Below are 15,364 nucleotides of genomic sequence, written 5' to 3'. Positions count from 1 at the left end.
GAGTACTTTGGCTACAGAAGTGCTGATGCCTAAGTTAGGAGCGGCGATGGAAAATGGAACCATCATTAAATGGTTCAAAAATGAAGGGGAATTCATTGAAGCCGGGGACCCTCTCTTAGAAGTTATGACCGATAAAATTAATATAGAAGTTGAAGCGAATGTTTCAGGAACGCTATTAAAAATTAATTGTGTAGAGGAAGAGACCGTACCTGTCAATCAGGTTGTAGGATATATCGGTGATGCAAACGAGAAAGTAGCTGGTTTTGTTCAACAACAACGTGTATTAAATTTTGCTGCTAACAAATCTATGCATGAAGCCAATGAAGTGGATGCATCCTGTTACGAAGGAAAAACTGACCATTTGGAAAATAAAGTGAGAAGAACACCAGCCGCAAGAAAATTGGCTAATTTGCTTGGTGTCAATCTGCAACATGTGAAGGGATCAGGTTTTAACGGACGTATCCACCGTAGTGATGTGGAGAAGTTTGTTGATGCATTAAAACAACAATCAAAAACTACTCCGTTGGCGCAAAAAGTGGCAAAGGAAAATCAAGTAGATCTTACACAAATTGCAGGAACCGGTGTACAAGGAAAAATCCTTCGTAATGATGTGGTTAAAAACATCGTTAGAAATAAAGAGGCTCAAGAAGAGTCGAACACAGCAAAATCGCTAAAAATGGAAGGAATTCGAAAAGTTATCGCCCAACGAATGACTCAAAGTGCAAATACTGCTCCACATGTAACTATCGTTAGCGAAGTGGACATGACTGAGGGGATTGCCCTAAGAAACCAACTGCTTCCAATTGTGGAAAAACAGACCGGCTATCGTCTTTCCTATACAGAGATCATTGTAAAAGCAGTCGCACTTAGTTTACGGAAACATCCGATGATCAATGCATCTCTCCAAGGAGACAATATAATCTTGCATCCGAAAATAAATATCGGGCTAGCTGTGAATGCAACTTCAGGATTAATCGTACCTGTAGTAAGAAATGCAGACCAAAAGGGATTTGCTAAGTTAACAGAGGAGTGTAAGGAAGTCGGATCTTTAGCTCGTAATGGGAAACTTTCAGTTGATCAAATGGCAGGCGGAACTTTTACGATTAGTAATTTAGGAATGTATGCAGTGGATGCGTTTACACCAATTATCAACCAACCAGAATCTGCAATCCTTGGCGTAGGTCGAATCCATGAGAAGCCAGTTGGAGTAAATGGATCGATTGAGCTGCGCCCAATGATGACTTTAAGTCTTTCCTTTGATCATAGAATAATTGATGGAGCACCAGCAGCAGCATTTCTAACAGACCTAAAAACAATTCTCGAAAATCCCTATCAAATGATGATATAAGGTGAAAATATGAAGAAATATGATGTTGTCGTGATTGGCGGGGGACCGGGAGGATATGTAGCGGCCATTCGGGCTGCAAAGCTTGGATGTTCAGTTGCTCTAGTTGAAGCGGATCAACTGGGAGGAACTTGTTTAAATCGAGGGTGTATTCCTTCTAAAACCCTTCTTCATCATGCAGAAATAATCGAACAAATTCGAAAAGCGAGTAGTTGGGGAATCGAAACAGGGGAAATGCGTTTTTCATTTGAAAAGATGAACGCACGCAAAGACCAAGTGATAAAGCGTTTACGCACAGGTATCGCGTCCTTATTAAAAGAAGGAAAGATAGAACACTTTCAAGGTTTCGGATCAGTCCATGCCGATAATACAATCTCTGTTCAATCAGGTGATAAAGTAGAAAATATATTAGCAGAAAAGATCATTCTTGCTACTGGGTCGACTCCTTTTGTGCCAAATATAAATGGATTTAATCAAGTCAATATTCATACCAGTGATACGATACTTGGTATAAAAGAAATACCAAGCTCACTTGTTATTATTGGGGGAGGTGTCATTGGGGTAGAATTTGCATGCATTTTTGCTAGTTTAAATACAGAGGTCACCATAATAGAAATGGCAGAGAGCATTCTACCTAATGAAGATCCTGATGCGGCTAAGGTGCTTCATAGAGCATTACAGAAAAAGAACATAAAAATACAAACTCATGCAAAAGTAGAAGCACTTCGACAAAATGGAACGGATAAACAGGTCCTTTTTCAAACGAAAGACGGGAGTACAGTAAGCATCGCATGTGAACAAATATTAGTTGCGATCGGGAGAAAACCAAATCTATCCGCTCTTTCCGAACTGTCTATACAAATGGAAGGCTCTTACGTTTCTGTAAATAAAAATATGGAAACAAGCATCCCTGGAATCTACGCTGTAGGAGATCTAGTAGGTGGTTGGCAACTTGCCCATGTTGCAAGTGCAGAAGGAATGGTCGCTGCCGCTAATGCTGTGGGTAAAATACAGGAAATAGACTATTCTATTGTACCTAGGTGTGTTTATACTCTACCTGAAATTGCGAGTGTTGGACTAATGGAAAGGGAAGCTAAGGAGAAAGGGTATGCTGTAAAAGTTGGAATCCATCACCTTGTTGGAAACGGAAAAGCGCACTCGATGGATGGAAGAGAAGGATTTGTGAAGATTATCGCTGAGGAGAAATATGGAGAAATTCTGGGCACGGTCATGGTTGGACCACATGTAACGGAAATGATTTCGGAAGTAGCGGCATTTATGCATTTAGAAGGAACTGTTGAGGAGCTTGGAAGTTTGATACATCCGCATCCTTCATTGTCAGAAAGTATTTTTGAAGCAGCATTAGCATGGTTGGGAAAAGGGTTACACAAATAGATTTTTATGTAAGTTGCTATTACCGGTTATTATGAAAAAAGATGAGTGATGGATTAGAAATAATAATCCATCACTTTTATTAATTAAAGATTAATAGGAATTTTTTTACTTCATATATAATATTTCTCAAAAATCTTTAACCGGAATCATTTAAAGAAAGGCTGGCTCAAAAAGAGGTTTTTAACTTCCTTTTGAATCAGCCGGTTTAAGTATTGTAACTTTAAAGAGTTGGTCTATAATTTGCCCACGGTGATGCTTCTTCAAAGGCAGCGGAAGCTCTTAAAATATTCCATTCGTCAAATCTTCTTCCAATTATCTGCATTCCAATAGGCAGACCGTCGGTTGAAAAACCTGCTGGAATGGAGGCGGCTGGGTGGCCAGTCAGATTGAGGTGACTTGTAAGAGCCCAGCCCTGAGCCGGATTTATCATTTTCCCGTTTATTTCAGGAGGGGAAGGTAACTCAATTGAAAACGGCGGAAGCGCAAGAGTCGGTGCAATCAACAAATCATAGTCTTTGAAAATGGTTTGAAAGGCGTGCCAAACCTTGCTCCGTGCAATCTCTACCGCTTTATAATCCATCGCTGAGTAGGTAAGTCCCATACGGATGATTTTAACGAAAGTTGGGTCAAACAACTCTTCCTTTTCGGGTAATAATGCACTATACGCTGCAGCCATTCTACAACTAAACAAACAGGCAAATGGCTTGTATATCCATTCCTCTGCATTGTCAATTTGTGGATTGACTCTCTCTACCACACCACCGAGGGATTCAAATACCTTCACTGCATTCTCCATCACGCTTTGTACCTGTGTATCGATTTCATAATATCCGAAGTTGGAACTATATGCGATACGCAATCCTTTTAAATTGGGATTATGTACAGCTAGTTGAATATTCTCGCTTGTATTGGGAAGCGAAAATGGATCTGAGGGATCCGGACCAACCATTACGGAATAGAGTAGCGCAGCATCTTCTACCGTTCGAGAGAGTGTGCCATGGTGTAGAAAGGGATTAAGGTCACTAAATGCGTTAATTGGATCGCTCTTCGGAATTCTTCCAAAGGTTGGTTTCAATCCGTATACACCACAAGCGCTTGCTGGAATCCGAATGGAACCACCGCCATCAGTTCCTTCTGCAAAAGGAACAAGACCTGCGGCAACGGAAGCAGCTGATCCGCCGCTTGAACCCCCTGAAATTCGCTGAGTGTTCCAAGGATTTTTAGTCCTACCGAAAAGCGCATTGTCTGTTATAGATTTGTGTCCAAATTCCGGAGTATTTGTCTTTCCAAGAACTATGGCTCCAGCACTTTTGATTCTTGAAACAGCAACTGCATCCTTATTTGTTACATTATCAGAAAAAAGTCTTGATCCATATGTGGTTTTAATTCCCTTCGTCGGTGTAAGGTCTTTGATCCCAATGGGAACCCCGTGAAGTGGTCCAACTTTTTCTTCTCTCATAATGGCGATTTCCGCTTGTCTAGCATCTTTTAGTGCTAATTCGGGAACGACCGTACAAAACGCGCCGATTTTGGGATTGACTTCTTCAATCCTTTCTAAAAACATATGGGTTACTTCCACCGGAGATAGCTTTTTTTCGCGAATTTTTGCAGCTAACTCAGTAGCGGACATATATCCCAATTCTTCATGAGTCAAATTGGTCACAGAAAATTCCCTCTCATTACCTAGATATTTTTACAACCCGATGCATTGGAATGATCACCTGAATATCTAGTTAACTACTAAAAACTGGTTGCTAATAAATAACATCCGGTGAAGAGGAGCATGATATAGGTGATGATTTGAAACGTTTTTTGATTGATCCACGTAAATATCCATTGCCCAAGCAGGATTCCAATCGCAAGCGGAAGAAGGGACACCAAAGATGAATTTAGTACCTCCTTATTCGTCCCGCCAATTACCATTTGTATCACTAAACTGACGAAATAAATGCACAGATAGTAAGCTAATGTTGTATTTCGAATCATTTCTTTTGCTTTTCCAGTTCCAGAGAAATATAGGAGTAAGGGGGGACCAGGCATACCGATGCTTGAGGTTAAAAGCCCTGAAATCCCTCCTATTAAAAAATCCCTGCCTTTAGTTTGGTGTATCTTAACCTTCAATAATAAACAAACCGTCAATAAAATAATAACTAAACTAACAATGACTTTTATTAAATCGATGTTTAAATACGAATAGATACCAATGCCCAAAGGGATCCCGATGACGCTGCCTTTCAATAATCTTACTAAAATGATCTTATCTACTTCCTTTTTTACTTTGAAAATCATAATAATAGAAATAAGGAGTGAAAGGATAAGGTTGATTTGAACAGCCGAATGGGGCTGATAAATTAAGAAAAGAAAGGGCATCGAGATGATAGAAAAGCCAAAACCCGTACATGTTTGCAAAATGGATGCCATAAGAACAATTGTCACTAATATTTGCCAGTCTCCCATATCACTCATCACTTTCTATTTCGTTTTATGAACACATCTGTGCTGCTTTTTCCTATTCAGGAAAAAGCAGCAGCTACTTATTGATTAATGTTTACAGATAAATCAAATATTTGGCTTGTAATCTTGACGACTGCGTCAGGCGGTATTTCAAAGTGAACACCAGAAGGCTCCTTATGAACAGACAATAAAATATCCGTCATGTTATTTACGTTCACCCCAAATTCAACAAGGGTTTCAGGTAGACCTACTTCCTTACGGAGATCCCGAATGAATGTAACAGCCTGACCCAAACATTCCTTAGCATCTGGAGACGGCTCCGCAATGCCAAGTGCCTGAGCAAAACCCTTAATTCTTGATAAATAGAACGTGTCCAACGATTCCATCACATTCGGGAGCAATACGGCATTAGCAAGCATTTGCGGAACTCCAAATTCTCCGCAAAAGGCAAGAGCCATATTATGAATAGGTATGGCATTTACGATAGGCATAAAAGCTGATTTTGCCATTAAACTAGCCAGTTGCATATTTGCCTTAGCTTCCAGATTAGATCCATCAAGGACTGCGTTTGATAGATTATCTGCAATCATTCGAAGCGCTTGTTGTGCATAGGCATCCGTCATCGGGTTAGCCTTAGGTGAAAAATATGCCTCAATTGCATTCACCAATGTAGTAAATCCAGTAAATGCAGTAACTTCGGGAGAAAGAAACATCGTTAGTTCAGGATCCAGAATGGCTATATCTGGATTAATAAAGGGATTATAAATACTGGATTTTATCCCAATCTCTTCATTATTAATCATCGCAACTGCTGTTACCTCAGCACCGGTTCCCGTCAATGTTGGGACGGCTACATGCGGGATCGAGATTAACTGGGCTTCGGGCCACCGCTCCGTACTTCTTCCGACTTCGGATATATCTTGTATATCTTTATGAACCATCCACTTGACCGCCTTAACTGTATCTAAGGCTCCCGTGCCTCCAAGCGCAATTAATGAGTCTCCGGTATTCTCTTTGAAGAAACTGGTGCAGCGATTGACGGTTTCACTATTTGCTTCCTCATCAATATCCTCAAAAATACCAACAATCTGCACCTCTCCTTGATTCTCTTCAAACAATTCCTTGATTTGATTTATGATCCCGGACCGGGCCACGTCTCTATCGGTAAAAAGGACCACCCGTTTACTACCAAGCCCCTCCAACATATTGGGCAGCAAGGTTCGAGCTCCAGCACCAAAGTTTACGACCGTTCGAGAAGAAATTTGGAAAAATGATGTTTGCATGGAATCATCTACTCTTTTCTATACTAATTTGAAGTTTTTATTTCCACTATACTTTTCCAATTGCTTTTTATTTATAGACCTACATGTAAATAACGACGTCTTCGCCCTCAACTTCTAATTTATATGATTTTATGTTTAATTTATCCGTTTGAAATAGTGCTTTACCAGTATTTACATCCCATTCATAACCATGTCTTGGGCATCTTATGATTTCATTGCATTTTACAAATCCCGTTTGCCCATTTGGTAAACACTCAATTGTTCCATCCAACCGTTTAACATCTACCAAATTGGCAGCCTGATGAGGACATATTGCACTTACAGCAGAAAAGGTGGATTCTCCGGTACAGCATAATACCATTCTTTTACCTTGTACTTTTATTTCTTTTAGTTCACCCGGTTTCATATCATTTGTTTTGCAAACTGAATATATCATATGTCCTAATCCTCCATATCTTCCAATCTATAAAAATCACGAGCATTATCATATAGAATTCGCTGTTTCCACTCTTTGGGCATAATCGTTGGAAAGGCACGATATGGATCATCAAAATCCCAATGCGGATAGTCTGAAGCGAAGCAAAGCATCTCAGGTCCCAACATTTCAATCATTTGCATCAAATGCTTTGGATCGGGATCGTCCATCGGTTGTGTTGTGAATTTAAAATGGTCACGAATATATTCGCTCGGTAATCTTTTTAGCCAAGGCACTTCTCTTCGGAATGTTCGGAATGTCGCATCGAGTCTCCACATAAGTGGAACAACCCATGAAAATCCACCTTCAATCATCATCACTTTAAGTTTTGGAAACTTCTCAAAAACTCCATGAACAATCATATTAGCCATAATGCTTTGATAATTCTGAATTCTTAAGGCGTACCATTCGGTAAAATAAGGGGTATTACCTAATACAGTAGTTATCGCACTTCCTAGATGAAACCCGATTGGTAAATTATTTCGTTCTGCAGCCTCATATATGGGATGATAGAATGTTTTTCCAAGAGCTTCCGGTATTACACTTATCATTACCTGGATCATTTGCGGATTTTTCGCTGCTCGATCGATTTCTTCTGCAGCAGCAATAGGGTCGTGACAATTTACGTGAATTGATCCTAGAAGACGCTTATCTTTTTTTAACCAATTATCACTTTGCCAATCATTGTACGCTGTTGCAAGTGCATTTTTAAATTCTGGTTGTGTATTTGAATCCGAAGGCCAGAATATACCTGTTAAAATGCCCTTTTTAACATTGTACTTATCTAGCAATTGTTTTTTAAATAATGAATAATCAGACCCAGCTATAGTACCATTCTCAGGCCATGCATCTACCATGGCATACCCACCCGGTGTCAGCCTTCCATAAGGTAATCCAGAAGGTCTCCAGGATCCAGGAACAATATATTCTCTCCATTGTTCATCAAGATACGGAAAAAGAACTTTTAGATCAGTAAAAGCCTCATGTAAATCACAATCAATAACCGGCAATCCTTTCGTTTTCTCCTTTGAATCCTTTTCAGTGATTGCAGTAATATTAGTTTGTTCCATTCTCATAATCCTCCTTATTCTCTCTTGAGTAATTCCCAAACACCTTAACCAAAATCAAACAGTAAAATATTGTTGATTATTTTTTATTTATTCTATCAATTAAATAAGTTAATATAAAATTAATCTTTTCGATAGAAATATAAATTTTATTAATAGGAGATTAATATGAACATAGATAAATTAGTATATCTATTCGAGGTGGCAAAAACAGAGTCTTTTTCGATTGCTTCTCAAAATCTTCATGTGACTCAGTCTACAATTAGTCAGGCTGTTTTAAATCTAGAAAAGGAATTAGGAGTTTCAATTTTTCAGCGTTCACGCCAAGGAATTATACCTACTGAAGAAGGAAAGATTGTAATAAAAAAAGCCCACGAAATAATAATGAAATTTCAGGAGTTAAAAGATGAAGTTAAAACTTTTACGGATTCAATTTCAGGAGAATTAAAAATATCCACCATTTCTGGTCTTCTTAAATTACTGCTAGAACCACTATCTACCTTTAAGGAGAATTTTCCATACATATCGATTGATATTTTCGAAAATACTACTCTTGCAGTAATTGAGGATGTTGTGAACCAAAAGAGCGATATAGGACTAATCACGATTTACGATGATGTAATCAAAAATAGAGATGATATAACGTACGAGACTTTGCTTGAGGGGAAAATGAGAATATATGTAAGTAAAAATTCTCCTTTAGTTTTCTATGAAACTATAACTCCCCAAGAATTGCTTCAACAAACTCTAGTCTTATATAACGGTGATTCTATTAAATGGTTCATCGATGATTTTACAAAAAAATACGGACCTCTAAAAATATTCTTTACTTCGAATGATTCAGAAGGAGTAATGAATGCAGTTCAAAAAGGATTAGCCATTACTATTGGTCCCAGTTATTCGAATTTTCACCCCTACCTGATTTCCGGAGAAATTGTAGCAATCGATTTAGTTTATGATAGGCTTTTGACTACATCAATTGGTTGGATACACTTAAAAAACAAACATCTTCCCTTATATGCAGACAAGTTTATTAAAGATCTAAAAATAGAATTAAAAAGTAAATTTAATCGTTTCATTGATTAAGAAGAATTAGTAATAGGGTAATGCAAAGCAATCAAAGAATCTCTCAAAACCGCAAAATAAATATTTAAATAAAAAAAGGAAGAGAAAATATCTCTTCCTTTTTAACGATCTTAGATTAGGTTCCAATTGCTATCCATTTAGGATTCTTCTTCGTTTTCAAATTCATTTTTTAAATACTTCAAAAACTCTTTAGCTGTTTTAGTAGAATAATGTTTTTTTGAATGAACGGCTCCAACCCACATTGGTCTTATAATAGGACTTTCTAATTCTAAAGGAATAATCTGGCCGCTTTTTACATAATGGTTATCTTTTAAAACAGTTTCGGACATTAAGCTAATAGCTAATCCTTCTGACACATATTTAAAAATGATATCAAAATTATTTGATGTAAATAAAATATGTAACGGAGTAAAGTATTTATTCAAGTCATTGAGTAAGGCTTTATAAATATCAGGATTATCGGAATATAAGACAAATGGATGATTATTTAAATCAAAGGGAGTAATCAATTTTTTATTAGCTAAAAGAGAATCTTTACTAACAATAACTTTTAAATTTGTTTGTTTTAATGGTTCAATAGTGAATTCATTTTCAATCCAAATTTTCGGATAAATAATAGGTAATATCCCAAAGTCAATCTTGTTTTTCAATAATTCTTCTTGTATATCTTTATTGCTTCTTTCCATTACCTGGATTTTCACATAGGGAAAATCCTTGTTAAATGAAGCAATTGTTTTGGGCAAAACTGATGAAAATAGACCGGGACTTGCTGCTATTCTTATTTCATCATGTAATACGGCCTTGTGTATCAACACTTCCTCTTTTATTTCCTGCACCTTTAATAAAATTTCATTCGCTTTAATAATAATGGATTCACCTTCATCACTCACAACTGTCCCTTGTCTTGAACGTGTAAATAATTTAATACCAAGTTCATTCTCTAAATTACCGATTGATCTACTAATGGCAGATTGCGTAACATGAAGGTTTTTTGCAGCGGTAAAAAATGATTTCGTTCTAGCTACTTCGACAATATGGATAAATTGTTCAATATTCATAATTATATTTTCACCATTCAAAATAATTATTAATCATGTAGGTATGATTAAAAGGAATTATACATGATGACAAACTTTTTGTACAATTATGATTATTCGAGATAATGTGATAATTATTTACAAAAAAAGTACCAAAACACCGAATATCTTGGATAAATTAGATTGAAAGGTGAGGAGAAGTTTAAAAAATAGCACTGACCAATTATTCAGAAAAACGTAAGTCATTTCTACAATTCATGCAACTTTAGGAGGGTTTTTGTTGAAAAAGACAATTTTTTTATTAATAGCTACTATTTTACTAGCTAGTACTGCACTACTCGGTTGTTCAAAAGGATCTAGCACCAAGACCTCTACTGAAACTAAGACTTCTACTGAGAAAATTACGCTAAAACTAGCATCTCCTGCACCTGAAAACCATGTTGCCAGCAGAGCTTTGCTAGAACCGTTCGCTAAAAAGGTAAATGAATACACAAATGGTCAAGTGACAATTCAAATATACCCTAATTCTCAGCTTGGTCCAGCACCTGATTTTTATAATATGTTAAATTCTGGAATAACAGACATTGCTGTAGGTGGACCATCAGATCCTGGACACATGCCGTTATCATCTTCATACACACTGCCTGGTGCAGCTCCAAATTCTGAAGTTGCAACAAAATCTTATTGGAAAACACTACAAAATAAAAACTCTCAGGTTTATAAAACAGATTTTAAGAATAATGGACTTATTCCAATTGCAGCTCAAGTTGGCCCCTCTTCTGAACTGGTTTTTGCTAATAAGGAAGTTTCAAAAGTAAATGACCTTAAAGGATTAAAACTACATGGTTTTAAAGGTGGACCAGAATTAACTATTAAAGCACTTGGTGCTACACCTGTTGCATTGGAAATACCTGAAGTATATATTTCATTTGATAGAGGGACTGTCGATGGAGGAATTATTGGTTTACCATCTGTCCAGCCCTTAAAAATAAATGAAGTCGCAAAATATTTTACAACTAATCTAAATATTGCGCCACTTGTATTCAATTTAGCTATGTCAGAGAAAAAGTTTAATTCCTTACCAAAAAATGTTCAAGATGCCATCATCAAAGCTGGTAATGAAGTAACAAATAGCATCGGTGCTACAGTGGATAAAGAAGTTTCTGATACAAAAACACAATTAACGAACAAAGGGATGAAACCGATTACCTTTTCAGATGCTGAATTAATCGAAATGAAGAAAAAGCTCGATCCAGTTTGGAAGGGTTGGGAAAAAACATATGAGTCAAAAGGCTCTACTGCAGCGATAAAAGATATGGAAGAAGCTGTTACATCCGAAAAATAATAATAATAATGTATGTTAAGAATGGAAGAATATTTTCTTCCATTCTTACTTAAGAGAGGAGCGTTACCATGAGAAAACTTGTTTATAATTTAGAGCAATTTTTAGCATTTTTCGCGGGTTTATCAATCTTAGCTACTATTTGTGTTGTAATGGCTGATGCGCTTTTTCGACATGTTTTACACACGACACTCCCCTCTGTAAATGAAATAATCGAAAGCTTTTTAATCCTTCCACTCGTATTTTTTGGTGGGGCCATTACCCAAAGATCAAAAAAACACCTTTCCGTTCATTTTATTGTAGAAAAATTACCTGTGACAGTTGGTAGGATTATTGAATTCATTAGTACAACCCTTTCAATGCTTTTTGTCGCTTTATTAGGCTATCTATCTTTTCGGCTTACATTAGAAGCTTTTGAAACAAATGAGCTCAATTACGGACAACTAGTTTTCCCAATGTACTTATCTTATGGTATTCTTCCAGTTGGTTTACTTGTCTTTACACTCCGCTATATGATTGATTTTTACGACCAGCTTATGATGATCATTAAGCCAAATTCAGAAGAAAAGCCTGAACCGATTGCTGATAAACTTTCAATGTAGAAGGGGGAAAAAACTGTGGAACATGTAGGTCTTTATTTACCGTTTATTTTAATGTTCGTTTTCATGGCAATGGGAATGCCGATTGCTTTTGCCGTAGGGATTAGTGGTGCACTCGGGATATATTTAGTTTCAGGTGGAAGCGCTCTCATGGGAGTATTGCAATCAACTCCTTATCATGAAGTATCTAAATATTTGTTAGTTTCTCTTCCTATATTCGTCTTTTTTGCCGAAGTAATCTCGCAAACTTCGTTAGTAAATAAAATATTTGATGCCGCTCGCGTTTGGACCCGTCGCATTCCTGGAGGCATGGTTATATCAACAGTTTTAGCATCTGCAGGTCTGGGTTCAATCACTGGTTCAAGTACAGGAACTGCGGCTTTCGTAGCTAAAGCCGCCATACCAGAAATGAGAAGACTTGGCTATGATATTCGCATTTCATTAGGCACAGTAAGTTCAGCTGGTGCTATTGCCATCTTACTTCCGCCAAGTTTAGCACTTATTATGTATGGGATCATTGCAAATCAATCCATTAGTAACCTATTTCTAGCTGCAATTGTGCCAGCAATTATACAGGTTATTCTATATATTTCTCTAATTATATGGAAAGCAAAGAAAAAACCAGAATTATTTGCACCGATGGAAGAGGTAACGAAAGGGGAAGGATGGAAACATTTCGTAAATCTACTTCCTATCCTACTTGTAATTACCCTGATTTTTACTAGCATTTACACTGGAATGTTAACCATTGTTGAATCTGCTGCATTTGGAGCAATACTAATCATTGCCATTTCATTTTTTAATGGACTAACCATTCGTAAATTAGGTAAAGCCGCAATTGAAACAGTTCAAATCGCCTCTATGTTGTTTTTTAACTTAATCGGTGCCATTATTTTTGGATATTATATAACGATGACACAAGTTACTCAAAAATTAGTAAATCTTATATCATCTATGGATGCTAACAGATTTGTCATTTTAGCTTTAATCCTGTCGGTTTTCTTTGTTCTTGGCTTTTTTATGGAACAAGTTATCATTTTGGTTGTAGCCGTACCATTAGTATATCCATTAATTGAAAGCTTAGGATTTGATTTAATTTGGTTTGGTATAGTAGCAACAGTAATGGCTGAAATTGGGATGATTCATCCGCCACTAGGATTAAACGTTTTCGTAGCCACCGCCGTTTCTGGAACCAAAATTGAAGATGGCTTTGCGGGTGTATGGGGATATGTCGGAGCCTGTTTAGTATTAATTGCATTGCTAATCATCTTTCCAAATATTGCTATTTGGTTGCCGTCGATATTGTAACAAAAATCGCCATCTTTTTATAGGATGGCGAATTTTTTATAAAACAGTTTTTTGATGACGTCGGTATTATTGGAAGTAAACAATACTTTTATCTCCCCATATTGATTAGAGATATCATGGATGATTTCCCTGGAGGCCCTTAGTGTTGTAAAAAACAAATGGATGAAGGACGTTGGTCACCCCTAGCAAAAGGAAGGTTATATACATGCCGATTTGGAAAAGAAATTTAATTATTTGTTGGTTTGGAATGTTTGTAACAAATGTGGGAATGAGCCAGCTTGCACCAGTATTGCCACTTTATATAAAGCAACTTGGAGTTGATAATACAGCTTTAATTGAACAAATTTCAGGAATTACTTTTGGCGTAACTTTTATAATTTCAGCTATTTTCTCTCCTGTTTGGGGAAAGGCCGCTGACAAATTTGGACGAAAACCAATGCTATTGCGAGCAAGTCTTGGTATGGCGATAGTTATATGTTGCATGGGTTTTGTACAAAATGCATATGAACTGATAGGATTACGAGTATTGCAGGGGGTTATTACTGGTTATGCCACAGCCTGTACTACATTGATTGCTACACAGACGGATAAAGAACATGCGGGATGGGCTTTAGGTACACTTTCAACAGCATCGATTGGAGGTTCTTTGCTTGGACCAATGATTGGCGGTTATATAGGAGAGAATTTTGGTTTACAAAATGTATTTTTTATAACAGGTACACTGCTGCTGATTGCATTTATTATTACTGCTTTATTTGTAAAGGAATCTTTTACTCGTCAAGATAAAAAGGTACTTAGTGTTAAGGAAATATGGGCTACAATTCCTAACAAAAGTTTAATTATTATATTGTTTGTAACCTTTTTTATTTTAACTCTGGCGTTATATTCTGTAGAACCAATCATAACAGTATATGTCACCCAGTTGTCCGGTGATACCAGTCATGCTGCTCTGCTAGCTGGAATGGCATTCTCAGCCTCAGGTCTGGCAAATATAATTGCCGCCCCAAGACTGGGGAAAATTTCTGATAAAATTGGAGCACAGAAAGTTATGTTAACCGCCCTTGTAGTGGCAGGAATCCTTTTTATACTACAAGCCTTTGTAAAAAATCCTTGGCAATTAATAGGCCTTCGCTTTTTATTAGGATTATCAGCAGCAGGGTTGATTCCTTCTGTTAATATCTTGGTCAAGAGAATTACACCTGATTCTCTTACAGGCAGAGTTTTTGGTTTTACCATGTCGGCTGGGTATTTAGGCGTATTTGGAGGTTCAGTTTTAGGCGGGCAAGTGGCAGCCTTGTTTGGTATCAGATATGTATTTTTTATTACAAGTGCATTGTTACTGATAAATGCAGTGTGGGTTTATCTTAAAGTGTTTAAAACACTTAGTTTAAAAGAAGAAGCATTTTACAAAATGTAAAATGAATGATAAATAGAAAATAGAATGAAAGATTTAATATTATCAGAAAACAGAATTAATGAAAGCAGAAAAAACAGGGACTGCGCTGGGGAGGGATCTCATTTACTCTCATGCTGTGTAAGATTCTTTATATGATAGCAGGCGCATTGGAAACGTCCGCTATCCCCCCCCCGTCGCTGAAGGGGTTAATACGGCTGAAGATTCACTAAAGCCCTTAAACGTTAGAAGTTTTCCATATTCCTCAAAAGGTTTAGGTTTTAAGTTTGTTTTGACATAGTTCTCAAGGCAATAAACTAGATATTTCCATAAAGACAATTCATCTCCATTTAAAGAATTAAAATTTCTTCTTAACACAATTTATTTATCTGAATTTTATAAATTTTTGTTGAATGTGTAAGCGTTTTCAAATATAATGTTAATAGGCAGATTGCAAACGTGGTTATCTGATTAATACAGCATTGGTCGGGCTGATACTAAAATGATTTCTTGAATAAGGGCTAATTTTCAGGAAACATTGGATGTATAATATTCCCCAATAAGATGTTACTTAAATCAA

Annotated in this window: 13 protein-coding genes; 7 read left to right on the top strand and 6 right to left on the bottom strand. The window is 36.9% G+C overall.

Annotated elements, in window-relative coordinates:
• The first annotated feature begins 7 nt into the window (after nt 1-7).
• Together COE25_RS07540 and lpdA are read left to right on the top strand one after the other, a co-directional pair.
• The gene (locus tag COE25_RS07540) at nt 8-1,348 is read left to right on the top strand and encodes a dihydrolipoamide acetyltransferase family protein (RefSeq protein WP_098932158.1); all 1,341 of its coding nucleotides are present in this window, start codon (nt 8-10) and stop codon (nt 1,346-1,348) included.
• Nucleotides 1,349-1,357: 9 nt separating this feature from the next.
• A complete protein-coding gene (gene lpdA, locus COE25_RS07535) occupies nt 1,358-2,740 on the top strand; it encodes a dihydrolipoyl dehydrogenase (protein ID WP_098932157.1) in 1,383 nt (460 codons plus the stop codon).
• A 220-nt stretch (nt 2,741-2,960) separates the two neighbouring features.
• Here the strand turns inward: lpdA and COE25_RS07530 are convergent, their stop codons facing one another.
• From COE25_RS07530 to COE25_RS07510, 5 genes are all read right to left on the bottom strand, one after another.
• Complete coding sequence (locus COE25_RS07530) at nt 2,961-4,403, bottom strand: amidase (protein WP_098932156.1); 1,443 nt, start codon at nt 4,401-4,403, stop codon at nt 2,961-2,963.
• Between the two features lie 77 nt (nt 4,404-4,480).
• Nucleotides 4,481-5,197 (bottom strand): sulfite exporter TauE/SafE family protein, encoded by a 717-nt coding sequence (locus COE25_RS07525; protein WP_098932155.1) that lies wholly within the window; start codon nt 5,195-5,197, stop codon nt 4,481-4,483.
• A 77-nt stretch (nt 5,198-5,274) separates the two neighbouring features.
• Nucleotides 5,275-6,477, bottom strand: coding sequence for an iron-containing alcohol dehydrogenase (locus tag COE25_RS07520; RefSeq protein WP_098932154.1), 1,203 nt, complete (start codon nt 6,475-6,477; stop codon nt 5,275-5,277).
• A 79-nt stretch (nt 6,478-6,556) separates the two neighbouring features.
• On the bottom strand, nt 6,557-6,913 hold the full coding sequence (locus tag COE25_RS07515; protein ID WP_098932153.1) for a Rieske (2Fe-2S) protein: 357 nt from the start codon (nt 6,911-6,913) through the stop codon (nt 6,557-6,559).
• A gap of 5 nt (nt 6,914-6,918) precedes the next feature.
• Nucleotides 6,919-8,022 carry an amidohydrolase family protein gene (locus COE25_RS07510; RefSeq protein WP_180247436.1) on the bottom strand — a complete coding sequence of 368 codons (1,104 nt, stop codon included), beginning with the start codon at nt 8,020-8,022 and terminating at the stop codon, nt 6,919-6,921.
• A 165-nt stretch (nt 8,023-8,187) separates the two neighbouring features.
• On the opposite strand from COE25_RS07510, the gene COE25_RS07505 reads away from it, so the two are divergent.
• A complete protein-coding gene (locus COE25_RS07505) occupies nt 8,188-9,105 on the top strand; it encodes a LysR family transcriptional regulator (protein ID WP_098932151.1) in 918 nt (305 codons plus the stop codon).
• A gap of 137 nt (nt 9,106-9,242) precedes the next feature.
• Here COE25_RS07505 and COE25_RS07500 read toward each other — a convergent pair whose 3' ends face one another.
• The gene (locus COE25_RS07500) at nt 9,243-10,163 is read right to left on the bottom strand and encodes a LysR family transcriptional regulator (RefSeq protein WP_098932150.1); all 921 of its coding nucleotides are present in this window, start codon (nt 10,161-10,163) and stop codon (nt 9,243-9,245) included.
• A gap of 259 nt (nt 10,164-10,422) precedes the next feature.
• On the opposite strand from COE25_RS07500, the gene dctP reads away from it, so the two are divergent.
• The 4 genes from dctP to COE25_RS07480 all read left to right on the top strand — a co-directional run bounded on the left by dctP (nt 10,423) and on the right by COE25_RS07480 (nt 14,808).
• Nucleotides 10,423-11,487, top strand: coding sequence for a TRAP transporter substrate-binding protein DctP (gene dctP, locus COE25_RS07495; RefSeq protein ID WP_180247435.1), 1,065 nt, complete (start codon nt 10,423-10,425; stop codon nt 11,485-11,487).
• 68 nt (nt 11,488-11,555) lie between these two features.
• Nucleotides 11,556-12,086, top strand: a complete 531-nt coding sequence (locus tag COE25_RS07490; protein ID WP_098932148.1) for a TRAP transporter small permease — start codon at nt 11,556-11,558, stop codon at nt 12,084-12,086.
• A gap of 15 nt (nt 12,087-12,101) precedes the next feature.
• Complete coding sequence (locus COE25_RS07485; protein WP_098932147.1) at nt 12,102-13,391, top strand: TRAP transporter large permease; 1,290 nt, start codon at nt 12,102-12,104, stop codon at nt 13,389-13,391.
• A 205-nt stretch (nt 13,392-13,596) separates the two neighbouring features.
• Complete coding sequence (locus COE25_RS07480; protein WP_098932146.1) at nt 13,597-14,808, top strand: multidrug efflux MFS transporter; 1,212 nt, start codon at nt 13,597-13,599, stop codon at nt 14,806-14,808.
• The last annotated feature ends 556 nt before the right edge of the window (nt 14,809-15,364 follow it).

This window comes from Bacillus sp. AFS031507 (assembly GCF_002584635.1).
Taxonomy (GTDB): Bacteria; Bacillota; Bacilli; order Bacillales; family Cytobacillaceae; genus Neobacillus.
Note: the sequence above shows the minus strand (reverse complement) of the source record. Positions and strands in the feature narration are given on the sequence as shown.